18 protein-coding genes are annotated in these 26,008 nt (G+C 69.7%); 7 read left to right on the top strand and 11 right to left on the bottom strand.

The window, feature by feature from the left end; all coding sequences use genetic code 11:
* Position 1: 1 nt before the first annotated feature.
* The 4 genes from AB0H76_RS18040 to AB0H76_RS18025 all read right to left on the bottom strand — a co-directional run bounded on the left by AB0H76_RS18040 (position 2) and on the right by AB0H76_RS18025 (position 3,512).
* On the bottom strand, positions 2 to 724 hold the full coding sequence (locus AB0H76_RS18040; protein ID WP_357324640.1) for an NAD-dependent epimerase/dehydratase family protein: 723 nt from the start codon (positions 722 to 724) through the stop codon (positions 2 to 4).
* Between the two features lie 112 nt (positions 725 to 836).
* Complete coding sequence (locus AB0H76_RS18035) at positions 837 to 1,034, bottom strand: hypothetical protein (protein ID WP_357324637.1); 198 nt, start codon at positions 1,032 to 1,034, stop codon at positions 837 to 839.
* Positions 1,035 to 1,115: 81 nt separating this feature from the next.
* Positions 1,116 to 2,315 (bottom strand): hypothetical protein, encoded by a 1,200-nt coding sequence (locus AB0H76_RS18030; RefSeq protein WP_357324634.1) that lies wholly within the window; start codon positions 2,313 to 2,315, stop codon positions 1,116 to 1,118.
* Positions 2,316 to 2,519: 204 nt separating this feature from the next.
* Complete coding sequence (locus AB0H76_RS18025; protein ID WP_357326232.1) at positions 2,520 to 3,512, bottom strand: beta-ketoacyl-ACP synthase III; 993 nt, start codon at positions 3,510 to 3,512, stop codon at positions 2,520 to 2,522.
* A gap of 364 nt (positions 3,513 to 3,876) precedes the next feature.
* Between AB0H76_RS18025 and AB0H76_RS18020 the strand changes: the two genes are divergently transcribed.
* The 5 genes from AB0H76_RS18020 to AB0H76_RS18000 all read left to right on the top strand — a co-directional run bounded on the left by AB0H76_RS18020 (position 3,877) and on the right by AB0H76_RS18000 (position 9,876).
* On the top strand, positions 3,877 to 4,359 hold the full coding sequence (locus AB0H76_RS18020; RefSeq protein ID WP_357324632.1) for an NUDIX hydrolase: 483 nt from the start codon (positions 3,877 to 3,879) through the stop codon (positions 4,357 to 4,359).
* Between the two features lie 45 nt (positions 4,360 to 4,404).
* Positions 4,405 to 5,196: an aminoglycoside adenylyltransferase domain-containing protein gene (locus tag AB0H76_RS18015; protein ID WP_357324629.1), complete on the top strand. Its 792-nt coding sequence runs from the start codon at positions 4,405 to 4,407 to the stop codon at positions 5,194 to 5,196.
* Positions 5,197 to 5,216: 20 nt separating this feature from the next.
* Entirely contained in the window at positions 5,217 to 5,699 is a 483-nt protein-coding gene (locus AB0H76_RS18010; RefSeq protein WP_357324626.1) for a GNAT family N-acetyltransferase, read from the top strand.
* Between the two features lie 35 nt (positions 5,700 to 5,734).
* A complete protein-coding gene (locus AB0H76_RS18005; RefSeq protein WP_357324623.1) occupies positions 5,735 to 7,801 on the top strand; it encodes a WD40 repeat domain-containing protein in 2,067 nt (688 codons plus the stop codon).
* A 131-nt stretch (positions 7,802 to 7,932) separates the two neighbouring features.
* Complete coding sequence (locus tag AB0H76_RS18000; RefSeq protein ID WP_357324620.1) at positions 7,933 to 9,876, top strand: WD40 repeat domain-containing protein; 1,944 nt, start codon at positions 7,933 to 7,935, stop codon at positions 9,874 to 9,876.
* 32 nt (positions 9,877 to 9,908) lie between these two features.
* Here the strand turns inward: AB0H76_RS18000 and AB0H76_RS17995 are convergent, their stop codons facing one another.
* Positions 9,909 to 10,430: a MarR family transcriptional regulator gene (locus AB0H76_RS17995; protein ID WP_357324617.1), complete on the bottom strand. Its 522-nt coding sequence runs from the start codon at positions 10,428 to 10,430 to the stop codon at positions 9,909 to 9,911.
* A 54-nt stretch (positions 10,431 to 10,484) separates the two neighbouring features.
* Here AB0H76_RS17995 and AB0H76_RS17990 point away from each other — a divergent pair, with 54 nt between their 5' ends.
* Positions 10,485 to 11,201: an SDR family oxidoreductase gene (locus tag AB0H76_RS17990; protein WP_357324614.1), complete on the top strand. Its 717-nt coding sequence runs from the start codon at positions 10,485 to 10,487 to the stop codon at positions 11,199 to 11,201.
* Between the two features lie 392 nt (positions 11,202 to 11,593).
* Complete coding sequence (locus AB0H76_RS17985; RefSeq protein WP_357324611.1) at positions 11,594 to 13,399, top strand: TerD family protein; 1,806 nt, start codon at positions 11,594 to 11,596, stop codon at positions 13,397 to 13,399.
* A gap of 55 nt (positions 13,400 to 13,454) precedes the next feature.
* Here the strand turns inward: AB0H76_RS17985 and AB0H76_RS17980 are convergent, their stop codons facing one another.
* The 6 genes from AB0H76_RS17980 to AB0H76_RS17955 all read right to left on the bottom strand — a co-directional run bounded on the left by AB0H76_RS17980 (position 13,455) and on the right by AB0H76_RS17955 (position 26,007).
* The gene (locus AB0H76_RS17980; RefSeq protein WP_357324609.1) at positions 13,455 to 14,609 is read right to left on the bottom strand and encodes a Cmx/CmrA family chloramphenicol efflux MFS transporter; all 1,155 of its coding nucleotides are present in this window, start codon (positions 14,607 to 14,609) and stop codon (positions 13,455 to 13,457) included.
* Positions 14,610 to 14,821: 212 nt separating this feature from the next.
* Positions 14,822 to 17,455 (bottom strand): vWA domain-containing protein, encoded by a 2,634-nt coding sequence (locus tag AB0H76_RS17975; protein WP_357324606.1) that lies wholly within the window; start codon positions 17,453 to 17,455, stop codon positions 14,822 to 14,824.
* Positions 17,456 to 17,467: 12 nt separating this feature from the next.
* Entirely contained in the window at positions 17,468 to 19,420 is a 1,953-nt protein-coding gene (locus AB0H76_RS17970; protein WP_357324603.1) for a DUF6519 domain-containing protein, read from the bottom strand.
* A gap of 14 nt (positions 19,421 to 19,434) precedes the next feature.
* The gene (locus AB0H76_RS17965) at positions 19,435 to 19,971 is read right to left on the bottom strand and encodes a hypothetical protein (RefSeq protein WP_357324600.1); all 537 of its coding nucleotides are present in this window, start codon (positions 19,969 to 19,971) and stop codon (positions 19,435 to 19,437) included.
* Positions 19,968 to 24,389, bottom strand: a complete 4,422-nt coding sequence (locus AB0H76_RS17960) for a two-component regulator propeller domain-containing protein (RefSeq protein WP_357324597.1) — start codon at positions 24,387 to 24,389, stop codon at positions 19,968 to 19,970. Before AB0H76_RS17960 ends, AB0H76_RS17965 begins: the two co-directional genes overlap by 4 nt.
* 13 nt (positions 24,390 to 24,402) lie before the next feature.
* The gene (locus AB0H76_RS17955) at positions 24,403 to 26,007 is read right to left on the bottom strand and encodes a baseplate J/gp47 family protein (RefSeq protein ID WP_357324594.1); all 1,605 of its coding nucleotides are present in this window, start codon (positions 26,005 to 26,007) and stop codon (positions 24,403 to 24,405) included.
* Between the last annotated feature and the right edge of the window lies 1 nt (position 26,008).

Here is a 26,008-nt window from a genome sequence, read left to right as displayed (position 1 = left end):
CCTAGGGCGTCGCTCGCGCCGTGATCTCCCGAGGCTTGAGCACACGGGTATCCGCCCCGCCGGCCGCGACAGCGATCATGGCCCGACCGATCTCCCGATTGTCGTTGACCGCGTTCGGCGCCAGCCGCTTCAACAACGGAATCAGCGGTCCGGCAATCGCGTACCCGGCGCGATAGAGCCGGGTCTTGGAGACCACGCCGTCCATCGGCTGGACGAAGCCGGGCCGGAACATGTACCCCTGGAACGGAAGTGCGAGTAGATCGTTCTCGGTCTTGCCTTTCACCCGCCCCCACATCGACCGGCCCTGCTCGGTGCTGTCGGTTCCCTGCCCGGAGACATAGATGAAGGTCAACTTCGGGTTCGCGGCCGCCAGCGTGCGACCGACCTTCAAGGTCAGGTCGTAGGTGATCCGGCGGTAGTCCTCCTCTTTCATGCCGACCGAGGAGACACCGAGGCAGAAGAAGCAGGCGTCGAATTCCGGCAGTTCATCAGCGATCGCTGAGAGATCGGTCGGATCGGGCTGGACCAGCTCACGCAGCTTGGTGTGCTGCACACCCAGCGAACTGCGCCCGACGGCGACGACCTGTTCGATCCGCTCGTCTCGGAGACACTCGGCGAGAACGCCCTGTCCGATCATGCCGGTCGCGCCGAAGAGGATTACCTTCATGCGTGCATCTTGCCTGAGCGATATAAGGATCGGGCAGAGGCTCGGGTGTGACTTCACGCCACCGTGAGGGTTTCCCCATCGGCCGCGATCTCGTAATGCACAACGCCTGTGTACCTTCCGGCGCCGAAGACGCTGTGCTCGCGCACTCCCCTCCCGTGAACGAGCTCTGCTACAGGACAATCCACCCGGTGTAATAGCCGCGTTCGCAGATCGACAGCTTCACCTCACCGCCGCCATCGATGCACTGCTGGGCAGTGATCGCGGCGTGGTCGCCTTCCCACTCGTCGGCCCCGGCGGCACCGCCCGGGATGGCGGTGAACAGCGCAAAACCCAGTATTCCCAAGCTAATTCTCGTCGTCTTTCCCATCGACACTCCCCTTTCGTCGAACAGGTACAGAGGCGGCAATGCCTTGCCTAATGCTACAGCATAAATAACCGTTCCAGAGCACTAAAGACGCTGCCACGGCGAACACTTCGCGCCCGGCTGCGGACTCGCACAGATCATGAATCCGGTCGCGTATCGGTCGTGCCGCCCGGCGTTCTGCACTAGGTACAGACCGCGCTCATCGGCCACCAGTTCCGCGGCGGTCGTCAAGAATCTGAGTTCGGCATCGTCCGACCATCTGCCCGGCTTGGTGAACGTCCGGTACCTGACCTCGTAGACCAGAGTCATCGGAGCGGGCGTGGCGGCGCCGTTCCCGCGCTCGGCCTGCCCGATCCACTGATACTCACGGCCGACCACGGCCTGGTATCCGTTCCACACGAGGTAGCCCTCCGCCGAGGTCTCCTCGTCCCTGGTCACCGCAGTCGAAACACCCATACCCATGAACACGGCGACCAAGGCGAGTGACATCAAAGTCATAGTCGCGGAGGTTGACGTGACCGCCGCGCGACGCCGGGCCAATCTGCCCCGCAACCGCCGCCGCGCGAGCCGCCGCGACCGATACCGCACCAGCAGCGGCAACTCCATCCGCAGCCAGATCCACATCGTCACCGCGATGAGCAGCGGAAGAGCGACCAGAATGATCAACCCGAGCCGGAACGACGGCAACAATTGAGCCAGCGGGACATAGACCATGACCGTGATCGCGGTCGCCAGCATGTAGACCGGCAGCACATGAATCCAGCGCAGCAAGGCACACACGGCCGGAAGCGCGAGCCGGGTGAACGACCACAGCACCACACCGGAACTCGCTACCAGCAGCGCGAGCGCGGCCCGATTCGATTCGAGGACGACACCGATCCCGCCCTCCACGAAGATGTCCCGCCACTCGTAGGCGGTGATCTGCGCGACGAGGAAGGCAGAGGCGACGACCGCCAGCAGCAGCAGACCGAACGAACTCAACCGGGTGCCCCGCGCCGGCAGTTGCAACGCGAGTCGCACCTTTTCCCGCTGAAAAGCCCAGAACCCTTGCCGGCGAGCCTTGTTCAACTGATCGATGCGCTGCACCTCACGATGCACCGCGTCTTCCAGCACCGCCCGATCAGCAGGGGTCAGCACGCTACTGCTGTCCTCGGCCACCTTCAGCAGCGCCTGTAGCACCTCGAACGGCTGTTTGCGCGCACTCCGCACGCCGTAGGCCCCGGCGATGAACGCAGCCAGAACCGCACCGACGCCGCTCAGAAGTATCTGCCACCACGTCCCCACGGCGAGAGATCCTCGCAGACCGCGAAAGCGGGATGTCACCGGCCCGGGCCACAGGCGATGCACTCGCCACGACCCGACCACACGGTCTGCCATGCCGGGCGCACAACACCCAGTGGGTTGGCACCATGCTCATCCGGGACTGGTGGTGACCCGCACCCGCACGATGCCGCCAACGTTTCCGGATGATTGTGCCGGGCGCGGGTGTCACCCGATGGTGGGCATCCGGACGACCTGGCCCGCGTACGCCAACCCGGCCCCGAAGCCGAGCAGCAAGGCGGTGTCGCCCTGCTGCGCACCGCCGGTGCGCAGCAGTTCCTCCATCGCCAGCGGAATCGAGGCGGCACTGGTATTTCCGGTCTCCGCGATGTCGCGGGCGACCGTGACGGTGTCGGGGACACCCAGGACGCGGATCAGCGCGTCGGTGATCCGGCTGTTGGCTTGGTGCGGGACGAAGGCATCCAAGTCCTCTACGGCGACACCGGCGCGATCGAGCGCGTCCCGGCACGCCTTCTCCAGGAATGTGACCGCCCAGCGGAATACCGCCTGGCCGTTCATGCGGATGTAGGGGCGCTCCGAGGTGCCGCCACTCGCCTCGGCGGCGGCGACTTCGGCGAAGTACTGCTGGAAATCCTTGTCCTGCTTGATGGCGGCGGTCTGGCTGCCGTCCGAGCCCCAGGCGACCGGCCCGATGCCCTCGGACTCCGCCGCGCCGACCACCACGGCGCCGGCGCCGTCGGCGAAGATGAACGCGCAGGTGCGGTCGGTGGGGTCGAGCAGATCCGACAGCCGTTCCACACCGATCACCAGCACGTAGCGGGCCTCACCGGCGCGGACCAGGTTCGCCGCGTTCGCCAGCGCGTAACAGAAACCCGCACAGCCCGCGGAGATGTCGAACGCGGCGGTATCGTGCATGCCCAGTTCGGTCGCGACCACCGCGGCCGCCGACGGCCCCAGCACCATCTGCGATGACGTGGCCAGTACGACCGCGTCGATCTGGTCGGCGTCGATCCCGGTCGCGGTGAGCGCTTGGCGCGCGGCCGCCGTGCTCATCCCGACGATGGTTTCGTCGGCCTCGGCCCAGCGGCGGGCGCCGATGCCGGACCGTGTGCGGATCCACTCGTCCGAGGACTCGATGCGGTCGACGATTTCGGAGTTGGGGACCACCCGACGGGGTCGATACGCCCCCAGCCCGAGCATGGACGCATGCGCCACCGGCGGGGTGGATCTGATCTGCACCTTCACAGGTAAGTCCTTCGGCAGGCGGCGGTTGGCCGCGATGTTGAACCAAGTGTTGTACCGCGACTCTATGTGCGGAATTCGACGATGGCACTATGGAATCCCGGTTGTGTGAAGCCACACGGGGCAGCCGGGCTTGTTATCACTCTTCATCGCCACGATCGCGGGTGGTGTTGCCGCCGGGTATTCCGCGACGTCGCCGTCGACCAGCTTCCAGAAGAGAGCGTTCATTCTCGCGGCGGCAAGGCCGAGGGACCGCGGTGGCGGTCGGCGGCTGTCATCGCACGATTCTGCCCGGCGCGGCGAATGGATACTGTTGTGTCCCATGGATTCCGAACGCGCCCGATTCGATGCCGGACTACCGCGGAAACGGATGGGCTCGGCCGCCCTGTTCGTCGATGCGGCCGACCGGGTGCTGTTGGTCGAGCCGACCTACAAGGATCACTGGGAGGTGCCGGGCGGTGTCGTCGAGGCCGACGAGTCGCCGTTGACGGCGGTGGTGCGCGAGGTCGAGGAGGAACTCGGCCTGCGGATGCGGATCGGCCGGTTGCTGGTGGTCGATTGGGTTCCGGCGGGTCGCTACCCCAGCGACGGGATCATGATGATCTACGACGGTGGAGTGTTGAGCGCCGGTCAGACGGCGGCGATCGTTCTGCCCTCGGACGAACTGCGCAGTTGGGCCTGGTGCGACGACACCGAGATCGCGGCCCGACTGCCCGACACGATGGTGCGGCGTGTGACGGCCGCGCGGAAAGTCCGGGCCGAAGGCGGGTTCGCCTACCTCGAGAATGGGTTCGCGACAGCGTGATGCGGTCGAACAAGTGACAGGAGCCGTTCCGGCAGAATGGCTTTCATGCCCGTACCGCCGATCGTCGCCGAGGCCGCCGCTCGTTTCCTCGCGCTGATCGACGCCGAAGCGCCGGGCACGGTCGAAGGGCTCTATGTCGAGGGGTCGGTCGCGCTGGACGATTTCCACCCGGATTCCAGTGACATCGATTTCGTCGTTGTCGGCACCGAACTCCCGGATACCGCGGTGCTGGAGCGCGTCCATGCCCGGCTGCGCGCGCAGTCGCCCCGGCCGTTCGTGGATGGGATCTATTTGAACTGGGACGATCTAGCCGCGGGCCCGGCGGCCGTGGGTGACCGTCCGATGAGTCTCCAAGGGCGGCTGACAGCTGGACGACACTCCCCCGTCACCTGGCACACCCTCGCGGACCACGGCATCGCGCTGCGGGGACCGGCGATCAGCGCACTCGATATCTGGACCGATCCGGCCGCGCTCGCCGCCTGGCAGAACACCAACCTCGACGAATACTGGGGACGCGGATTGGACCGCGCCGCCCCGCTGTTCAGCCGGGCGGGCCTCGGGCTGCTCACCGACTTCGGCACCGTCTGGACCGTGACCGGTGTCGCCCGGCTGCACTACACGCTCACCAACGGCGGCATCACCTCCAAGGCCGGTGCGGCCCGCCACGCCCGGAACACCTTTCCCGAGCGATGGCATCGCCTCATCGACGAAGCGCTGCGGATCCGACTCGGCACGGACCGCCGATCGCTCTACCGCACTCGGCTGGCTCGCCGGCGCGACATCCTCGCTTACGGCCGCATGGTGATCGAGGACGCTCATCGCCGCTACGAGCCCTGAACCGGGCAATCATGGTCGCCATGGATATCGCGTCGGTTCAAATCCTCGAGCTCACTCCCGACGACTGGGATCGTTTCCGCCGTATTCGCCTGCTTGCCCTGACCGAAGCGCCCTACGCCTTCGGCGCCACGCTGGCCGAGGCCGTCGAACGCATCGAACAGGACTGGCGTGATCTGCTCGCGGCGCGCGTGCAATTCCTCGCCACGGTCGGCGGGCAAGATCTCGGCACGATCGGCGCGGTCGCCGAAGCGTCTGGCGCGCATGTCATTTCGATGTGGGTGGCGCCCGAGGCGCGTGGGAGCGGCGTGGCCGATCTGCTGGTCTGTGCCGTCGCGGACTGGGCCGCGGGTAAGGGATATGCCCGCATCGGACTGGAGGTCTCCGAGGGTAATACCGCCGCCGAACGCCTCTACCATCGCCATGGTTTCCGGCGCACCGGCGTCGCGGGGCCGATCTCGGCGACGGACCCGCGCCGGGAGTTCGAGATGGTGCGCGCCCTGTGACGGCTGGGTGACGTTGCCGCGCGCACGCTGGGGTCATGGGTTCCCCGGCCAAACAGGTGAGCTTTGTCGCCGCCGACTACTCCGACTCCGCGGTCTTCAGTCATGACGGCAAGTGGGTCGCTACCGCGTGCACCGTGTTCATCGGGGGTAGCGGCCAGCAGTGCACGTTGAAGGTGTTCGACGCGCGCACCGGGGCGATACGGTGCCAGTTCACCACGGCCCCGGACATGAGCGATCTGGCGTGGAGCCCGGACGATCGGTTCGTCGCCGCGACCGGATACGAGGCGATGACGGTGTTCGACGCCGCCTCGGGCGCGCGGCGCTGGACCAAGCAGTTCGACACCTCCAGCAATGTGAACACCACCTACAGCCTCGACGGCCAGACCCTCTACACCTCCGGGTACGGCGCGGTGCTGGCGCTGGACGCGAACAACGGCAACGTCCGCTGGCAGGTCGCCCACGACGATCGCAGCGACATGGTGCATCAGACCGTGCTCAGCCGGGACGGGAAGTTTCTGGCGGTCGCCAGCGGCGGCGGTTACGGCGGGGACCCGAACAGCGGCGGCAACATCCGGGTGCGCCACGCGAGCAACGGCGCGCTGAAATGGGAGGCGCACGTCGTCGAGGACCGGATCTACTCCTGCGCGTTCAGCGCCGACGGGCGCAAACTCCTGTACTACATCGCCCAGTACAGCGGCGAGAACCGCAACGTCATGGTCGACGCGAACACCGGTGCGCGCCTGGGCACGCTGCCCAATCTGGCCTCCTACACCCAGTCCCGCTTCACTTTCAGCCCCGACAACCGCTATGTGGTCGTCGCCGGCGACGGCAAGGTCCGGGTCTTCAACGTCGAGACGCGCGCCATGCTCTACGAGATCGGCGCGAACCTGCTGCTGCACTCGCTGCCGGATTTCAGCCCGGACTCCAAGCTGTATCTGATCGCGGCGAAACGCCCGATCACGAGCTCGGAGACGCTGTGGGCACTCGAGACCGAGACCGGGGCGCTGCAATGGACCATGGTCCATCCCCACAATTTGCAGTCGGCGCGGTTCAACCGGGCAGGCACCCACGTGGCTACCGCAAGCTACGGCGGCGCAACGGTTTTCGAGCTCGTAGCCTTGGCGGCATTGCGGCACAAACTGGTGCACCAGGGTCCGGTCCGCGCCGTCGCCTTCGCCCGTGACGGTGCGAACCTGGCCACCGCGAGCACCGACAAGAACGCGCGCGTGTTCACGATGGCCAACGGCCAGGAGACCGCGCACCGCTCCCACACCGCCGCGGTGAACGCTGTCGAATTCACCCCGGACGGCCAATCGGTACTCAGCGGCAGCGACGACAACACCGCGCGCCTGTTCAGCACCGGCACCGCCGGTGAACTGCTCACGGTGACCCACGACGGCCCGGTCCGCGCGGTCACCATCAGTCGCGACGGCCGCCGTGCGGCCACCGCCAGCACCGACGGCAGCGCGCGAATCCTCAACCTGGACACCCTGACCAGCCGCCGGCTCGCCCACGAGGGCGCGGTCACCGCCGTTGCGTTCACCCCGGACGCGACACAGTTGGCCACCGGCTGCGCGGACGGTGCGGCGCGGGTCTTCAACACCGCCACCGGCGCACGCCAGCTGCTGCTCGCCCACAACGGCCCGATCACCGCCGTCGCCTTCGGCACCGACTCCTACCTGCTGGCCACCGCCAGCGAGGACGGCACCGCGCGCCTGTTCGACATCCGCAACGGCACCGAACTGCGCAGCTTCACCCACCCGTCGCCGGTGCGCGCCCTGGCATTCAGCCTGGACGGCAGAACCCTGGCCACCGGCTGCGCCGACGCCGCCCGCCTCTACACCGTCGCCACCGGCCAGCTGCTGCGCAGCATCGCGCACCCGAAACCGGTGCGCACCTTGGCCTTCGACCGCAGCGGCAAGCTCCTGGCCAGCGCCGCCGAAGACGGCGTCCGGGTGCACAGCGCCGGCAACGGTGAGTTGAAGTTCCTGCTGCCCGACGGTGCGCCCGCCGAGGCCGCCGTCTTCGATCCGACCGGGACGCTGCTCGCGGTCGCCTGCGCGGACAATGCCGCGCGGGTCTATGACATCCCCGTGGAGTAGTCGTGGTGTCGCCCGCCCGGATTCTCAGCGCTGTTCCCGCTCCGGATTCCGCCACGGCGGCGTTCAGCCCCGACGGCCGGTCGGTCGTGGCCTCTTCGCTGCGGTTTCTGCCTACCGGCGGATCCAAAAGTGTGACGAGGCTTTTCGATGTGCACAGCGGAGTGGTGCGCTGGGAACGCGTCCTCGACGAGAATCTCTACGGGCATGTCGTGTGGCGTCCCGACGGCCAGTTCCTGGTGCTGGGCGGGCACCCGGGGCTGATGGTGGTCGAGGCCGCGAACGGCCACACCATCTGGTTCAAGGCGCTGCCCATGGCACGCAATGCCGACATCTTCTACAGCGCGGACGGTGCGACGATCTTCCTTCCGGCGATCGACGGTGTGCTGGCCCTGGACGCCGACACCGGCGCGCTGCGCTGGCGGATGCCCCACGATCCCGGGACCGACCGGGTGCATTGCCTCGACCTCGGCACCGACCAGCGGTTCCTGGCCGTGGGCAGCGGCGGCGGGGAGAGCGGCGCGGCCAATTCCGGTGGCAGCGTGCGGGTTCTGCACACCGGCGACGGCCATGAGCGCTGGAATCGGCACAATGTCCGCGATCTGGTGTTCGCGGTGCGGTTCAGCCCGGACGGGCGCTTTCTGCTCTACTACATCTCCGGCTTCCCCGGCTCGGACCGCAACGTCCTGGCCGACGCCGCGACCGGCCAGCCGCTGGGCACGCTGCCGGGATTGACCGAGGACTGGCCGACCCAGTTCGGCTTCAGCCCCGACAGTCGCTTGCTCGGCGTAGCCGCGGTCACCGGCGGAACGCGGGTGCTGCGGGTCTATGACGTAGCGACCCGGAGCCTGCGCTACGAGGTGGCGGGCAACGATCCCAGCGGCGTCCCCGCCTTCAGCGCCGACTCCAGCCTGGTGCTGATCGGTATGCCCAGCCAGATCCGCACGCCCACCGTGTGGGCGCTGGACAGCGAGACCGGAGCGCTGCGCTGGACGATGACCAACTTCGGCGGAATGTATTCGGCGTACTTCGATCCGGACGGCACCCGGGTCGTCACCTCGGCCCGCAGCGGGCATACGGTGTTCGAGCTGGCCGCGGTTACTCCGGTGCGGCATCTGCTGGCGCACGACGGTCCCGTGCGGGCGGTGACATTCAGCGCTGACGGCACCACGCTGGTGACCGCGAGCGGGGACGGAACGGCCCGGGTCTTCGCGGGCGGCGTCGCGAGCGCGCACCTGTCCCACGGCGCGGCCGTGACCGCGATCGCGTGCACGGCCGACGGGCGCACCGTGCTCACCGGCAGCGACGATCACAGCGCCCGTCTGTTCACCCCCGCCGGTTCGGCCACCGCCGCGCTGACCGTGATCCATGACGCCCCGGTGCGCGCGGTCACCATCAGCGGCCAAGGACAATGGGCCGCAACGGCAAGCGCCGACGCGACCGCACGCCTGATCAACCTCGACGATCGCACCCATCGCGGCCTGCGCCACCCCGGCGCGGTCACCGCACTGGCCTTCACCCCCGACGGAACACGCCTGGTCACCGGCTGCGAGGACGGCTTCGCGCGCTTGTTCCATACCAATTCGGCCGCCCTGCAACTGCCCATGGCGCACCGGGGGCCCGTGCTCGCCGTGGCGTTCGGCTCCGACCCGATGCTGCTCGCCACCGCCTGCGCCGACCACAACGCGCGACTGTGGGACATCCGCAACGGGCGCGAACTCCAGCGGCTCGAGCATCCGTCCCCGGTGCAAGCGTTGACCTTCGGCCTCGAGGGCGCCCTGCTGGCCACCGCCTGCGCCGACTCCGCCCGCGTCTACCGCACCGCGAGCGAGCAGCCGCTGCGCCTGTTCCGGCATCCGCGGCCGGTGCGCGCCCTCGCACTCGACCGCACCGGCACCCTGCTGGCCACCGCCGCCGAGGACGCCGCCCGGGTCTTCGACATCGAGACCGGCGAGCTGAGATACCTGCTCCGTGCGGGAGCTCCGGTGCACGGGGTCGCGTTCGACCCGGCCGCCACCCTGCTCGCGGTGGCGTGCGCGGACAACAGTGCGCGCGTCTATGAGATCCCGCCCGGCTAGTCTGCCGAATCGCCTACTCCGCGTTGGCCAGCCTAGATCCGGTGCTCCGGTTGCACCGCCGCCGCCAGGCAGCGCAACCCCTCGCCCAGCGCGGTGCGCTGCGCGGCGGTAAGGGTTTCGGTGAGCGTGGTCTCGTGCTCGAGCAACTCGCGCACCACCCGTTCGATCAGCTCGTGCCCCGCGGGCGTGAGGGTGACCAGGACACCGCGGCGCGACGCGGTGGTCGGCGCGCGGGTGATCAGCCCTGCGGATTCGGCGCGGGTCAGCCGCTGGGAGATGGCGCCGGCGGTGACCAGGCTGCGGGTGGTGATCTGGCGGGTGGTGAGTTCGTAAGGGTGCCCGGCGCGACGCAGCGTGCTGAGTAGGTCGAGGGTGGATTCGTCGATGCCGAGGCGGGCCAGGGTGCGGGCGCGCTCGTCGCCGAGCAGCTTGGCTACCCGCCACAGCGGTGTGATGACCTCGATGGATTCGGTGCGGGCCCCGGGCAGTTCGCGCCGCCAGGCGGCGGCGATCTGCTCGGCGGTGGGCACCGTATCGTCCTGCGCGTCTGGCATGGGTCTGCTCCCTCCTGTACGTTTAGCGGTAAACATATATGAAGGAGGCCCCGAATGACCAGAACCATCGTGATCACCGGCGGCAGCCGCGGCATCGGACGGCAGTTGGCGCGGCGCTTCCACGAATCAGGAGACCGGGTGGTGATCACCGGGCGTTCCGCGCGCGTCCGGGAGACCGCCGCCGAACTCGGCGTGACCGGAATCGAATGCGATGCGAGCGAGCCCGCGAGCGTCGAGACCTTCGCCGCCGAACTCGACGGCGAGGTCGACGTCTTGGTGAACATGGCCGGCGGCAACACCGATCTCACCGCCCCCGAGCCGGACTCCCTCAAAGCCCTTGCCGCGCAATGGAACGACAACTTGTCGGCGAATCTACTGTCCGCGGTGCTGACCACCGCGGCACTGCGGTCGCGCCTGCGCCCGGGCGCCGCGGTAATCAACGTCGGCTCGATCGGCGCCGAATACGCCGGCAGCTCCTACGGCGCCGCCAAAGCCGCACTCGCCGCCTGGTCGGCGGGCTTGTCCGCCGAACTCGGGCCCCACGGGATCACGGTGAACACCGTCGCCCCCGGCTACATCGAGGACACCGAGTTCTTCCACGGCAAACTCACCGACGAACGCCGAGCCCACCTGATCGCCGCAACCCACGACAAACGCCCCGGCACCCCCGACGACGTCGCGGCCCTGATCGAATTCCTGGCCTCCCCCCACGCCCGCCACCTCACCGGCCAGACCATCCACCTCAACGGCGGCGCCTACACCACCCGCTGAGCTCGACAGCGGCGCAAAGCCCAGCGTCTCAAAGCTGGTCGAATTCCCCGGCTTTGGCGCCACGGAGGAACGCTGCCCACTCCGGCCTATCTCATGTCGCAGTGCAGCTTCGGACCAGAGGACGTGCATCGAGAACCCCTCGGCCTCTTGCAGTCTCCCCAGCCGCCTGGCGGCGAGCTCGATGCGGCGCACGAGATCGACGGACGTTATCTCCGGATCAGCGGTCACGATCATGGATCGCCTGTATCGCGCCAGGGTAGGCAGCAGGCCAGAGCCGTTGCTGCTCTGAACACTGATTTCGAGGATGATGCTGCCCGCACTCGTAGATGTCGTTAGGGTCAGCGGCGCTACAGGCAGCTCCTGAGGTCACCGAGAGCTGCAACGTTCGCCGCGTGCACACCGATCATCAAGCCGTGCGGAGGAATTCGACTGTGAGCTCAGCATCGTTCGAGGCGGGTTTCAGCGCCTACACCGTCATCGATGTGGAGACATCGGGGTTGCGGGCGACCGAGCATCGGGTGTTGTCGGTAGCGGCGCTCGCGCTGGACGCGGACGGTCGAGTGGCCAGCGAGTTCCACACGCTACTCGATCCGGGGTGCGATCCAGGGCCGGTGCATATCCATGGGTTGACCGCCGAGATATTGCGCGGCTCACCCCGATTCGAGCATGTGCACGACGCGCTGTCGCCACTGCTGTCGGGGCGGGTGATGGTCGCGCACAACGCGCAGTTCGACTACGGCTTCCTCGCCAATGAGTTCGGCAGGGCCGGCGCCGGCCTGCCGGTGGGCCGCCGACTCTGCACCCTGGCTCTCGCGCGGCGGGTTGCGCCACCCACTCCGAATTGCAAGCTCGACACACTGGCCACCTATTACGGCGTGCCGCGGATGAAAGCCCATGACGCGCTGGACGACACCCGAGTTCTGGCGGGAGTCCTGAGGGCGTTGGTGGCCGACGCCGCCCGCCTCGGCATCGCACCGCCGCTTCTGCGCTGCCCGCCGAAGGAGAACTACCAGAGCGCGTGGGGTCTGCCGACCGAGCGCACCGGTCCGAAGCAACCATGCCCCTACGTGTATCCGGGGAGGTTCGAGACCGGCGGAGTTCTGGTGCAGGGCATGAAGATCGCGTTCACCGGTGACACATCGACCGAACGAGAGGTCCTGGTCTCTCGCGCTGAGGCGGCAGGGCTCGACGTCACCGGCATGGTGAGCGCTCGCACGAGCCTGCTGGTCACCAACACGCCCAACGCGGCGACGAGCAAGGCACGCAAAGCAGTGGAGTTCGGCACGCCGAGCGTGGCAGAGGGCCGGTTCCTCCTACTGCTCGAGAACGTCGCGCCGGGTACGCGCAAAGACAGACAGGAACCGGTGCGGGTGCGCGCAGCGCATCGGCCCGTCACACCCACCGGTCCGCTTGCCGGACGCCGGATATTGGTCGTCGGCGGAACGCACGATCAGGCCGCTGCCACACGAGTGCGCATCGTCGAGCTCGGCGGGTCGGCGGCGGTCAACATGTCTGCCAGGGTGACCGACGTGCTCGCGTTGCCCGGTGGGAAAGCCGACCGCCGGGCCGAGAAGGCGGCCGAAATGGGGATACCGATCCATGACCTCGGCTTGCTCGCGCTCCAGGCGCCGATCGCGTCATCACCGGTGGTGGCGCCGTCGACCATCGAGCCGGTATCGCTCGCTCGGGGCCAGGTGATCGATCTGCCGGTGGCCGAGCTCGGCGCGAGCTGGACGATCCGCGCGTCCTGGGTGCAGAACGGTAGCTGGGCAGTGGATCTGGTCGCATTCCTGGTGGACAGTGCCGAGCAGATAGAAGACGACAGCGACTTCGTCTTCTACAACCAGCCCGAGACCAGCGGTGCACGGTTGACCATCGACGGGCCCGACGAACAGTCCATGGCGATCAGGTTGGATCAACTGCCCGGGCACTGTCGCCGGATCGTGCTGGCCGTGGCTCTGGATGGTGCCGAGGTGACCTTCGGCGAGGTCGGCGCGCTCGAACTCGAGGTGGCGCCCGGCGCCGACGGCGGCATCTTCGCCCGGGCGACAATGGACGCGGCGACCGAGGAACGCACGCTGGTTATCGCCGAGATCTATCTCCGTAACGAGAACTGGCGACTGCGCGCGGTCGGTCAGGGATATCCGACCGATCTCGCCGCGCTGGCGTGCGTCTATGGGGTGAGTGTCGGGGAATAGGTTCGCTCCCTCACGCGGGTGTAGCCACAGTCGCAGTGGCTACACCCGCTGACACTCAACTCACCAATACGCGCCGGCGAAGGCCGAGCAGGACGACCGTCGTTGCGGCGGTGGCGAATCCGGCGCTGCACCAGAGTGCGGTGACCGGATCTCCCGAGCGGTCGACGAGCACACCGGCGAGGCCCGGGCCGAGGATCGCTCCGAGGTTGAGGGCGGTGGTTGCCAGGGCTCCGGCGAGCCGGGGTGCGGTCGGGGTGGCGGTTTGCACGATTGTCGCGACGAGAGTGGAGCCGACGCCGAAGGCGACCGCTCCGGCTATGAACATCGTGATCAGGACGCCGGTCAGGGTGTGTGCGGTCAGGGCGGCAAGGGTCCAGACGACGATCAGGCCGGGGGTGCCGGTGGTGATGATCGCGGTGCGGTGGCGGTCGCTGTACTGGCCGGTCAGGGTTACTCCGATGAAGGAGCCGAGGCCGAATACGGCCAGGGCCAACGGGATCCACGCGCTGCCGAGTCCGGTGATCTGTGCGGTGATCGTGCCGAGGTAGGTGAATCCGGCGAAGGTCGCGGCGTTGACGAGGATGCCGGCGAGGACGGCGGTTCGGACGGTGCGCAGTACGGTCCATTCGGACCGGATCGAGGCGTCGGTGCGGTCACCGGCGATTTCGTCGCGCGGGACCAGGACAAGAATCGGGATGAGCACGGCGGCGCTGACGACGGCTACGGCCCAGAACGCCGAACGCCATCCCCACAGCTGGCCCAGCAGCGTTCCGGTGGGGACGCCGACGATGCAGGCCACCGTCACCCCGGACACGATGATCGAGGTGGCGCGGCCGACGCGGGCGGGCCCGGCCAGTCGTGGCAGCGCCGCCAGCACGATCGCCAGGAATCCGGCGTTGGCGACCGCCGCGAGGACCCGCGTCCCCAGCAGAACGGCGAACTCGGTGGTGAGTGCGCCGACGAGATGAGCGGCGCAGAAGACGGCGAGAAACGTTGCCGCGGAACGGCGTATCGGCCAGCGCCCGGCCGTCATCGCCATCGCCGGTGCGCCCAGCACCACGCCGACGGCGTACAGAGCGGTCAGCAATCCGACCGACCCGAGGGAAACTCCCAGGTCGGTGGCGGTCTGCTCCAGCAGACCCGACATCATGAACTCGGATGTGCCCTGCGCGAACACCGCGACAGCCAGCACGAAAACTACAAGGGGCATCAGGAATCTCTCCGGAGACCCGGACAGCACGAGGTGTCCGGGATTGTCGGCAACAGGAATCGACGACTATCCGGCGTCGCGAAATGCCCGCCGGGTCACCCGACCGGCGGCACGCACTCGCAACGCCGTCCAACCCGCGGGCTGGACGGCTACCGCCTGGATGCCTCCGGAGAATTCACGCCCCGACGGTAACAACCCCCAACGCGACTGCGCTATCGGATTTTGCGGCGCGCCTTGTCGATCTGCTCGCCGAGCCACCGGTTGCGGCGGGCGGGTGGCGCGTCACCGACCCGTTCGCCCACCTCGATCGGGGGCAGTTCCACGCCCTTGACGGTGACCAGGACGGTGGCGTGCTCGCCGTGGCGGGTTTCCACCACGCGGGTGTAGCCGCCGTCGTAGCGGCTGAGGACGATGCCGCCGTCCTTGGTCCGGTACTCGACCCCGCGGGAATTTTCGCTGGGCCGGATGGCTTGGAAGTGGCCGCCGCGCACGGTGAAACGCAGGTCGGTGGGACGGAACGGGCCCAGGTACTGGCCGGAACGGTCGCGCGGTACGACGGTGACCGAGGTGCGCAGGTAGCCCTCGTATCCGGTGGTGCTGGTATGGGTTTCGGTCTTGGCCGGGTCGATCGAGACCCCGACCCACCGGGACAGGGTCAGAACCCGGGTGTAGGTGCTGCCGTCGGGCAATTCGGCGGTGACGGTGACTCGCCAGGTGTAGGTGCCTTCGGCATCGGTGTTGCTGTAGCGGTTGGTGTAGTTGCCTTCGCCGTCGTCGAAGAGTTCGTCGGTGCCGTCGTCGAAAACGCCGGTCGGAGTGTCGATCGGTAGGCCGCGGCCGTCGGTGAAATGGGCGAGCATGGCGGCCTTGGGTGCGTGCGGATCGGGCGGGCGCGGACGTCCCGCCCGGTAGTCGGACCCGCGCACCGCCAGGTAGGAACCCAGCGATTCACCCGGACGAGCCAGTTCGACAACGACTTTCGTACCGGTGACGGGGTCGGAACCGGCGCGCACGCGCGCGGTGAGACGGATCGGGTCGCCGGTGGCGTAGTGCTCGCGGTCGAAGACCAGGTCGGTGCGCACGAACAGGTCGACGAAGACGAGCAGGTCCTTGTCGAGGATGGTCACGGTGGCACCGGCGGTGTCCTTGCGCTGGATGTGCCAGTCGGCGGCGGGCACCGCGGTCTCGTCACCGCCGTGCAGCGCGGCCACGTCGACCCACACGAAATGGTGGCCGGCGCATTTGCGCACCGACGCCGCCACCGGCGTGAATCCGGCGGCGCCCTGCACTCGCCGCTCCAGGGTGAGGGTGTCGCTGCCCGCCGCCCCTAGCACGGCGATCGCGAGCCGGGACACGCCGGGTTCGATGTGCACGAGCCGGGGCGCCGCGGGCCCGCCCGGTTCCGGGGTGCGCTGCTCGGTGGCCTGGGACAGCGAGGCCATCTGCGCCATCGCCTCGGCCACCTCGTGCTCGGTGACCCCGGCGACCAGCCGGTAGCCGCCGCCGAACTGGGTGGCCAGTGCGTCGAGCACGTCCTCCTGCACGGTCGCCCCGACGCCGATGGTGAACACCGACAGGCGCGCGTTCACGCTCTGGCGGGCCGCCCCGGTTTGCCTTGCGACACCGAACTTCTGGATCCCGGCCGGGGCGGGGGTGTTCGGGTCGACGATCACCGTGCCGCTGTTCTCGTAGCCGTCGGTGAGCAGCACGATGGTGAAGTGCGGGTCGTCGGCCACGCCGAGGGCGGCCAGATCGTCGATGGCGCGGATCAGCCCGTCACCGATCGGGGTGCAGCTACCGGGTGCGCCGAAGGCGGTGCCGCACAGGTCGGCCGCACTCAGCGCCGTCAGCGGCAGCACCGGGGTGACCAGCGGGCTGACCGGTGCGCCGTGCCAGCTACAGCCCTGGTCCTCGAAGACGATCTCGGTGATCCGGTCCGCGGCGTTCACACCCGAACGCATCGCCAAGAACAGATTGCCCATGATCTGGGCGGCGGTGGTCGCGTTGTCCCATCGGGGACCGCTCATGCTGCCGGAGCGATCCAGCACCAGCGCCAGATGCTGGGTGCGCGGCCGGATCGTCAGTGCTTGCGCGGGCGTTTCGGAGTTCAGGAATCCGACTGTGCCGCAGCCGGTCTCGAACCAGACCTGCTCGGAGATCGTGATCGCCTGATCGCGATACACCCCGGGCGGGGTGAAGGTCATGGTCTGGCTCGCCGAGCACGCCGGGAACGCGGTGATCGGCACGAACCCGGTTTTGGTGAAGCGGTAGCTCACCGCCGGCACCGGACCGCCGACCACGGTCGGGGCCGCGGCGGTTCCCCCGGCGGCGGCCGCGGTCAGGGTGACGGTGTCCTGTTCGCGCACCGCGCCGTTGGCGAAAGTGGCGGCGGTAACGGTGAATCCGGATGCCGGATCGCACAGGACACGGGTGATCGTCGGATCCCCCGGCAGGTCTTCGATCTGGCTGAGCTGCCAGGTTTGGGCGTCGGCGGCACGGGCGCGCACCGACCACGCCTCCCCGGCGGCCGCGCCCGCGGTGGTGCGCAACTGACAGTCGATCACGATCTCGGCGCCGATCGCGGTGGCCGAGGCCAGGATCCGGCGGTTGGCGAAGCTGATGTTGTCGTTGAGGGTGGCACCGTCCAGGACGGGCAGGGCCACACTGGTGGCCGCTCCGCGATCCAGTCGCACCTCGACCCCGGCCGCGGCGGCCGGGAAACGCAGCTGGAATTCGGCGAACGGTGAGGTGCCGACGATGTCGAGCCGCAGATCGGCGACCAGCGCGCGCGAGGCGGTGACGGTGTAGATGCCCGCACCGAGGGTGTTCGGACTGATCGAGGCCATGGCGGTCTCCTCTCAGATCGCCGTGACGAGGCGTTTGTAGTAGATGCTGAGATTGGTGGCGTCGCGGCCGCTGTTCCACAGCAGCCAGATCGAGCGGTCCGCGGCGAACATCGCGTGCGGGGCGCTCTCGTCCTTGCCGGGGCCGGTGGCCGTCAATTGCCTGGTCGGGCCCCAGGTTCCGGTGTTGAGGTCGCGGCGCATCGCGAACAGGTCGCGCGAGCCGACATCGCCGCGGGCGAAGAACAACCAGATCCCGCCCTCGGCGTCGGCGACCGCGCACGGGTGGTGATCGGCCAGGCTGGTGCCGGCGATCGGCTGGGGGTCCTTCCAGCTCCCGCCGCTGAACACCCGCCCGTACAGGCCGGGGTCGGGTGCGCCGGTGGAACGCCAGAACACCCAGACCGTGGTGGTCGCGGCCCCGGGCACCGGCAGCACGAACGGGCTCTCGTGCGCGCTCGCGCCGGTGGCCACCTGGGCGGTCTCCTGGGCGACCGACCCCGAGGCCGGATCGAAACTCAATGCGGTGGAACCGGTCTTGGTGCGGAAGGCCGCCCACACCTTGCCCGCCGCGTCGGCGGCGGCATGGAACTCCGGCACCGTGGCGACCGCACCGGAAAGCACGATGGGCGCGGCATCGCCGAAGCTGCTGGTCACGGTGTTCCAGCGGCGATAGTTCCATTGATTGGTGTTGGTGCGGTGGAAGAACACCGTCGCCGTCGAGCCGGTGACCGCGAGGAAGGGCTGCTTCTCCTCGACCGTCGCGTCGGTGGCCACCGCGATCTCGGGCGCCGCGGGCAGCCCGGTCAGCGACCCGCGTTTCATCTGAATGTTGGCCGCCGGGCCCATCTTGTGCTGATAAACCACCAGCAGGTCCCCGCCGGGCAGCAGCGCCAGATGCGGTTCGGTGTGGATGTCGGCGCCGGCGCTGACCTGCACCAGCGGGTTGGTGAAACCGCCCGCGATATTCGACAGCTCCAGCCGGCCCGCGAAGGCCTGCTCCACCCCGGCCACCCGATCGCTGCCCAGCGTCAGCACCAGGCCGCCGGTGGTGTCGAACACGAAGCCGCGCTTGCTGGTTTCGTTGGCGGTGCTGCGGTCGACGGGTGCGTCCGGCGTGGCGGGCATTTCGCCGCGCAGCAGCGCGTTCACCGCGGCCCGGACGCTGATCGGCGGGCGGCCCGCCCCGTTGCGGTAGGCCAGCGGGTCGACGCCGAACAGGTCCTCGACCAGGGTCGCCGGGGGCACCATCAGCCGGCGGGCGCGCTGATCGAGGATGTCCCCGGTTTGGATGTTCGGATCGCCCGCGCGGCGCTGGATCAGCGCCAGCGCCGAATAGGCGTGGCCGGCAAGGAAATCGGGGTCACCCTTGACCGGGGCCTTGATTCCGGGCCGGGTGCGCACCACCCATTCGCGGCGGGTGCGCGCGCAGGTCTCCACGCCGAGTCCGGGGTGCACCAGTTCGGGTTTCTCCGCGGCGGTCACCACCCGCTCCCACAGATCCAGATACACCACCAGGGTGCCGTCCCCGGCCGGGGTGGCCAGTTTCGGCACCACCGGCACGCCCAGCCGCGCGGCCTCCGCGGCCGAACCGGCCCGCTCGGCGTAGAGCGGCTGCTCGGTGAACACCAGGTCCTTGGCGATCATCACATCCAGGCCGTCGACGATGATCCGGCCCACATTGCGCAGCGCGACCTCGGTGCCGGCGGTGCCCGGGGCGGCCGCGGCGACCCCGCGCGAGACGACGAAGTCGTTGGCGGGCGCGCTGTCACGGCGCACCACGCGAAATCCCTCGTTGCCGTCGGGCACCCCGTCCCCGACGAACCATTTCAGGAACGCCCGCAACTCGAACTTGCGGATGTCGTCGAGTTCGTTGACATCGGCATCCACGATCGGAACACCCTGTTGCAGGCGAACATTCACATAGCCGAGCAGCGGATCGAATTTGTTCTGCGAGATGATGGCCATGAGGGTGCCTCGATTCAGAACGTCAGCCAGATGGTCCGCTGCAGGGTGCTGGCGGGATCCTTGGCGATGACGGAGTGGGTGACGTAGTTCAGCAGCACGGTGGCGCCGTCGAGCGTGGCGACCAGCCCGAATTCGCGCAGATTGCTGGTGGTATGGTTGGCGTCGGGCCAGTTCGGCAGGTTCGGGCCCAGGGTGGTGTGGATCTGCAGCCGGTTGGTCGGGGTCCCGGAGACGGTCGCGGCGGTGAGGAAGTCCAGGCGCATCGCGGCCGGGCCCGCGGTGAAGGGTTTGGGGTCGACCAGTTTGGTCTGGCCGCTGGTCGCCGGGGGTGGTCCGGTGTTGTCCCAGGCCTCCGAGCCGGCCCCGATCTGGAGCCCGACGATGCCGGTGGCGGCGGGCGCACCGCGGATCAGGGCGGCCAGCAGCCGGCGGCAGTCTCCGACAATGGCATTGGCGTGCCAGCCGCGATCCCACAGCACGCGGCCGTCGGGTCCGAGCAGGACGTCGTGGTAGCGGCCGGACAGCCGCCCGGCGGCAGGTTCGTCGATCATGGTGACTCCTCGGGGAACGGCGGCCACCACACCCGGTTGCGCAGTGTGGTCAGCAGGTCGCGGTCGGCGGTGCGGCTGGACAGATCCGTCGCGCGGAACACCCGCCAGTCCGGGATCGCGTCCACACCGGCGTCGCTGACGGTCAGATATTCGGCGAACGGGTATTCGTCGCGGAACGCTTCGGTCAGCGGATGACCCGCGCCGAACACCTCCTCGTCCAGTTCCGAGGAGCGCAGCACCACCACCGCGCGACGGTTGACCGGCAGGAAGCGGATCAGCAACTCGCGCAGGCGATCCGCGTCCCGGGCGATCAGCGGGCGACCGGCGGGGCCGCGTTCGACATAGAGGCCCAGGGTGCCGGGGGTGTAGAGCTCGTCGGGTTCGAGGGCCGAGCCGTCGGGGCGCTGCGGGGTGTAGGCGAGCAGGTCACCGAATTGGCGGCGGCCGCGATTGCGATCCAGGTCGGCGAGAGCGACAGTGGTCGAGCCGGCGAAGCGCCGTACCGAGGCTTCGTCGGCGGCGCGATGGCTGGGATCGCCGGTGCCCGGCCGGTCGCGGTCGGATTCGCCCGCACCTGCGGACCAGTGCCCGCTGATGTCGGCGCGACCGTGCAGGCCAGCGGCCCAGTCCGCGCCGGCGATGTCGCTGCCACGGCGCGCGGGGGTAGGGGTTCCGTAGCCGCCGAGACGGCCCAGCGCTACGTTGCGGTCGCTGCGAAACAGTAGGCAGGGCAGGCCATCCGATAGATCGAGCACGGCGGGGTTGGTGTTGGCGGCCGCGCCGGTCAGGACCGGTTCGGGGGCGGTGATCGCGCCCGCGAGTGAGAGGTCGGCGGAGTACAGGCCCTCGCCGCCACCGCGATCGGAGCGGAAGTACACCCGTGCCCCGCCGGTGCCGCGAGCCGCGATCGCGGGTTCGCGGTCGCGGGCGGTGCCGGTGGTCAGGTCGATCGGCGCGGACCACGCCGGGCCCGGCCAGTCGAAGCGGCGCATCCGAATCCGGTGGCGATCCAACGGGTCCGCGTGGGTGTCGGCGTGCGCGGCGGCCAGCCAGAGCCGGTCCCCGTCGCGCACCAGATGCGGATCGTATTCGCCCGCACCGGGATCGGGGAACCACAGCGGAGCCGACCAGGGACCGTGCAGTGCGCGCACATTGTTGCCCACCAACCCGGAGGCGGTGGTTTCGGTGCGCCAGCCCGCAGCGTCGCGGATGGCCAACCCTGCGGGTGTGCCGACGTAGACGGTGCCGTCCGCGGTGACCAGAACCGCCCGGCAGTCCTGGTCGGGCAGTCCGTCGGCAGTGGTGTACAGGTGTCCTTCGGTATCAGAACGCAACTCGACCACCCCGGCCCCGGTCGCCAGCCAGACCGGGCCGTGATCGGCCACGATGGGTTCGGCCGCCGGATACGTCCGGGCACCGGCGGACGTGAGGCCGTCCTCGGCGCCGATTCGGGCGAAAGCCTCGCCACCCACGGCACCGGCCGGCGGAAGAACACGGCTGTCGCCGCCACTCGGCGCGACTGCCCCACCCTCGGCCGCGCTCGCCGGTGCGAAATTCCGACCGTTGTCGACATTCATCGGCGCGAAGGCTTGACCGCCGACGGCACCCGACGCGAAGGCCTGAGCGCCATAGGCACTCACCGGCGCGAGCATCCGGACGTCCTCGACGGGGACCGGCGCGACTGCCCGGACGTCGTTGGCGGCTGTTGGAGCGCCGAGTGCGGCCAGGTCGATGGTGGTGACGGTGTCGTCGGCGCCGATCCAGGCGGCGCCGGAGCCGGTCGCGACCCAGATCGCTCCGTACGGGTCGACCGCGAGGTGGCGGATGTCGTTGCTGGGTAACCCGTCGGCGATGCGCAGGGTCTCCCAGCCGCTTTCCAGGCTCGCCAGATCGGTGGCGCGGCGTCGGGACAGGCCCGAGGCGGTGGCCGCCCAGACCGACACTCCGTCGGTGGCGGCCCGGATCACCAGGTGCCGGACGTTGCGGTTGGCCAGGCCGTCGCCGGCGGTGTGCCAGGTGCCGTCGGGTAGCCGGGCGCTGACGCCCGCGGCGTGCCCGAACCACACGGTGCCGTCCGGGGCCAGGGCGACCGCGCGCAGATCGGTCACCGGGTTGCCGGTGGGGTCGGGCACCGTGAGCTGGGTGATGGTGCCGCCGGGGCGCCGTACCGCGGCGCCGGCGGCGGTGGCGTACCAGGTGGAGCCGTCTGCGTCGACGGCCAGTGCACGAATATCGTTGCCGGGCAACCCGTTCGCGGTGGTGACGCGCTGCCATGCGCCGCCCGCGGCGCGCTCGCCGACTCCGGCGGTGGTGCCCGCGAGCACGGTCGCGTCCCAGCGCACCCGGGCCAGCCGCCACACCTGTTCGGTGTGGGTGCGCCACACCAGCCGGATCGCGCCCGCGGGGTCGGTGGCCGCGGTGCAGTCGGCGTGCCACCCGATCGGCACGGTGGGGACCGTGGCCGGCGGCGCCCAGTCCACGGCCGGGTCGACGCTGCCCTGCCCGCGCATCCGCCGGTCCCCGAAACCCAGGGCGTGGGCGCAGGTCGAGGCCGGAAGGTCTACGCGCAGCACCACATCCGGCCCGGTCGCGGCAGTGCGCAGGGTGATCCCGCCGTCGGCGGACACGGTGGCCACCACGCCGCTCACCTGGGCGTTGAACGCCGCTACGACCTCCTGGGCGGTGGCGCGCGCGAGCACGGCGTAGGCGGCGGCCCGAACATGGAACACCTCGCTGGCCCCGTAGCCGGTCAGGGTGAGCCGGGTCCCCTCGACGAGGCGGAACGGTCCGCGCACCTCCCCGCGCAACCGGGCCGGTTCCATCGCCTGCGTCCTACCGGTGCGCCAGCGCAGCACACTGTGGCCGGTGTCGGGATGGGCCACACACGCCAGCCACAAACCCGCCGCACCCGGCAACGCCAGCAGCGCCGGATCGGCTTGCGGCGCAGCCGAAGGCACGGCGGTCGCGTCGAGCCAGGCCGCGCGCACCGACGCCTTGATCAGCAGCCGGGTCCCGCCGTGCCCGCAGGTGGTGGCATAGCCGACCCACCGGCGTTGGGCGGCATCGGTGCAGGTCGTGAGCCGCCCGCGTGGCGCGCCGTCGAGTGCGACCAGGCTCGCGCTGGCCGGGCTCACCTCGAGCCGGGATTCCGGGCCGGTCAATCGTGAGCGCAACCGCAGTTTGGCCCCGACGGCTTCGGCGTCGACCCCGGACAGCATCCGGGTCAGCACCGCCGCCACCTCACCGGCGCTCGCCGCGGTGAGATCGGCGAAATCGCCGGGCCCGAACACGATCGTCGCCGCCAGCGCGCCATCGGCGGCCACCGTCAGCGTCATGCCCGCCCGCAGCGCGAACGGGCCGTCCACGACGCCGGTGAGCACGGCGGCGACACCATCGTCCCCGACCGCCGCCGGCACCGTCAGCCCCAGTACGGGTGCGGCGTCCTGGGCACCCCACCAGGCCCCGCCGCGCTGCACCGCGGCGAACAGATTGCGTTGCGGCGCGGCATTACTGCACGTGATGTGCTGGGCGAACTCCGCGACCCGGGTGGACCAGCCGGTGTAGTGGTCGACGATGCTGCGCAACCCGGGGATGGCCCCGACGGTGCCGTAGAGCCCGGGCGCGGTGGCGATCTCGCTGCGCTGGCGGGCGATGTCGCCGTCGGCGGTCAGATCCCAGCCGATCCAGGCCGCCAGCAACGGCAGGAACCGGTGCTCGACCTCCGCGGTCGCGCGCAAGCCGCGCAGCCCCTCGGCGGAACTGAGGATCGAATCCAGCGCCACCCCGAAGGTGTCGACGAACCGGCGCAGCTGCCCGCCACCGGCATTCGCCTCGGGCAGCAGTCCGGTGCCGGGATCGCGGGGCCGGGTCTGGGTGTCGTGGCGGCGATAGATCGCCGGGATCAGTTCGTAGAGGGTGCGGTGATTGCCGTGCACCTCCCCGGCGGTCGCGGTGGCGCGCAACGATTCCGGCCCGTCGAGCTGGTAGTAGTAGGGCACGCCCGGTTCGAGCAGCACACCGCCGAGGTCACCGGCGTCGAGCAGGTCCACTTCCCGGCGCAGCACCGAGCGGTCCGCGCCGAACACCGTGCGCACGATCCGGCGGCGCACCTCCTGGCGGATTCCGCCGACGTCCTCGAGCACGGTCAGGGTCTGCTCGAGAATCCGCTGCGGCCCTTCGCGGCGATCCCGATCGGGCAGATCCACCACTTCCACCGCACCCGGCGGCGGGAACTCGGCGTCGTCGTAGAGCAGATACCGCGCGCTGTCGGCGGGGAAGGCGAAGTCGCGGGTCTTGCGCCGCACCCGCACCACCGGGCGATCCGGGGCCGCCTCGCCAGGCAGCGGTTCCATCGTCCACCGCAGCAGGACGCGCCGCCCGATCAGGTCGGCGGTCGCGGTGAACGCGGTCACTTTCATGACACCCGGGTCCTCACGGGGACGCCTCGAGGCGCACGTCCAGCACGCCGGGCGTGGGGATCTCGAATTCGCCGACCTCGATGCGGCCCTCGGGCGCGACCCCGGTGCCGATCGCGTCGCGCAGGAACGCCGGCAGCTGGGCCAGCGGCGGCAGTTGATGGCGGGCCAGTTCGGCTTCCAGGTCCGGGGCGGGCCGGTCGGCGCGCTGGAACCGGGTGACCTTCGCCCCGAGCACGCCTTCCACCGATTCCGCGGCGGCGTACACATCGCTCTGATACAGCGTGGATCCGAAGTCCACGACCGCGAAATCCAGCAGCGCGGCCACCGCGGCCGACACCCGGGCCAGGATCGCCTCGGGCAGGAATCGTTTGTCCACGCTCAATTCCACGGCGATGTCGACTACCACCGGGCGCGCGTCGAGCACGGTCACCGTGGTGCCGGCCATCCGCTTGTCCTCGAAGTAGCCGAGCAGCCGGTTGCGCAGCGCCTCGGGGACCGCGCTCAACGCCGGGCCGGCGGGCGCGATGTAGAGGTCGACGGTGTTCCAGGAGCGACTGTGGGCGCGGACCTTGGCGACGGTGCCGGTGCGCTGGGCCAGGGCCACGTAGTCGCTGGCGGTGACGGCGCGGTTGGTGGAGCGGAAGGCGAAGGGCGCGTAGCGGATCGCGTGATCGGCGCGCTCGGCGTCCCCGCCACCGGCCGCACCGGCCGGGTTGAGCACCGAGCGCAGCCCGGGAATCGGAGTGCGGGACTGGGTGATCGCGCCCGCGGCCACATTGCCGGCCGCGCCCCGGCACACCCGGTAGCTCGCGCGCACCTTGTCGGTGCCCACCGGGGGCCGGCGCCCGCTGCCGAACACCACGTGCGCGGTGCCGGTGGCGTCGAACAGCAGTTGGTAGACGCGGTCGGCGGGATGGGCGAACACCGCGCGCCCGTCGGCGGCGACCTCGAAGAGCAGGCTCTCGCGCCGATCCCAGCTCACCCAGCCCGCGCCCTCCTCGACCTGCACGAGTACCGAATCGACCACGATCGCCTGATCGGGCAGCCGGAAGGTCTGGCCGGGCTCGCCGGTGGAGGAGCCGAGCAGCACCGGGGGCCGGGCGCTGCTCTGCTCCACGGGTAGTCCGTCGTAGCGCAGCACCGGCCGGTTCTCGTCGTCCAGGCCCGGGCGCAGCTGATCCGAGAGCAGCGCCAGCTCCAATCGCGGTCCCAGGTAGGTGAATTCGATCGCGCCGCCGGTGTCGCTGACGGTGGCGAACACCGCGCCGTGCGGGACGGTCACCGTCTGCGGGGCGCCGGGGTGGGCGAAGGTGAGTTGCAGGTCGGCGACCGCGGGGGTGGCCGGGGACAGTTCGTAGCCGATGAGCCGCAGCAGATCGACGATGCCGGCGCGTTCGGTGGCGGTGGCGGGGAACAGTTCGCTGGCGATGCGGTCCTGGTAGTAGAGCATCACATCGCCGCAGTAGGCGAACAGGTCCACCATCAGCATGCCCAGATCGGCCGGGGAGCGGTCGGTCCATTCCGGCAGCCGCTGCTCGGCCAGGCGCAGCATCGCCGCGCGCAGGGAGCGGAAGTCCTTGTCGGTGTAGTCGATGGCCGCGGGGGCGGGAGTCACCATG

This window comes from Nocardia sp. NPDC050712 (assembly GCF_040654295.1).
Taxonomy (GTDB): Bacteria; Actinomycetota; Actinomycetes; order Mycobacteriales; family Mycobacteriaceae; genus Nocardia.
Note: the sequence above shows the minus strand (reverse complement) of the source record. Positions and strands in the feature narration are given on the sequence as shown.

What these genes read in the sequence shown, in the direction of transcription:
- AB0H76_RS18010 (WP_357324626.1), top strand. Translation starts at nt 5,217, where the DNA reads ATGGATATCGCGTCGGTTCAAATCCTCGAGCTCACTCCCGACGACTGG.
- AB0H76_RS18005 (WP_357324623.1), top strand. Translation starts at nt 5,735, where the DNA reads ATGGGTTCCCCGGCCAAACAGGTGAGCTTTGTCGCCGCCGACTACTCC.
- AB0H76_RS17995 (WP_357324617.1), bottom strand. Translation starts at nt 10,430, where the DNA reads ATGCCAGACGCGCAGGACGATACGGTGCCCACCGCCGAGCAGATCGCC.
- AB0H76_RS18015 (WP_357324629.1), top strand. Translation starts at nt 4,405, where the DNA reads ATGCCCGTACCGCCGATCGTCGCCGAGGCCGCCGCTCGTTTCCTCGCG.
- AB0H76_RS17975 (WP_357324606.1), bottom strand. Translation starts at nt 17,455, where the DNA reads ATGGCCTCGATCAGTCCGAACACCCTCGGTGCGGGCATCTACACCGTC.
- AB0H76_RS17990 (WP_357324614.1), top strand. Translation starts at nt 10,485, where the DNA reads ATGACCAGAACCATCGTGATCACCGGCGGCAGCCGCGGCATCGGACGG.
- AB0H76_RS17955 (WP_357324594.1), bottom strand. Translation starts at nt 26,007, where the DNA reads ATGGTGACTCCCGCCCCCGCGGCCATCGACTACACCGACAAGGACTTC.
- AB0H76_RS18025 (WP_357326232.1), bottom strand. Translation starts at nt 3,512, where the DNA reads ATGCTCGGGCTGGGGGCGTATCGACCCCGTCGGGTGGTCCCCAACTCC.
- AB0H76_RS17980 (WP_357324609.1), bottom strand. Translation starts at nt 14,609, where the DNA reads ATGCCCCTTGTAGTTTTCGTGCTGGCTGTCGCGGTGTTCGCGCAGGGC.
- AB0H76_RS18020 (WP_357324632.1), top strand. Translation starts at nt 3,877, where the DNA reads ATGGATTCCGAACGCGCCCGATTCGATGCCGGACTACCGCGGAAACGG.
- AB0H76_RS17970 (WP_357324603.1), bottom strand. Translation starts at nt 19,420, where the DNA reads ATGGCCATCATCTCGCAGAACAAATTCGATCCGCTGCTCGGCTATGTG.
- AB0H76_RS17965 (WP_357324600.1), bottom strand. Translation starts at nt 19,971, where the DNA reads ATGATCGACGAACCTGCCGCCGGGCGGCTGTCCGGCCGCTACCACGAC.
- AB0H76_RS17960 (WP_357324597.1), bottom strand. Translation starts at nt 24,389, where the DNA reads ATGAAAGTGACCGCGTTCACCGCGACCGCCGACCTGATCGGGCGGCGC.
- AB0H76_RS18035 (WP_357324637.1), bottom strand. Translation starts at nt 1,034, where the DNA reads ATGGGAAAGACGACGAGAATTAGCTTGGGAATACTGGGTTTTGCGCTG.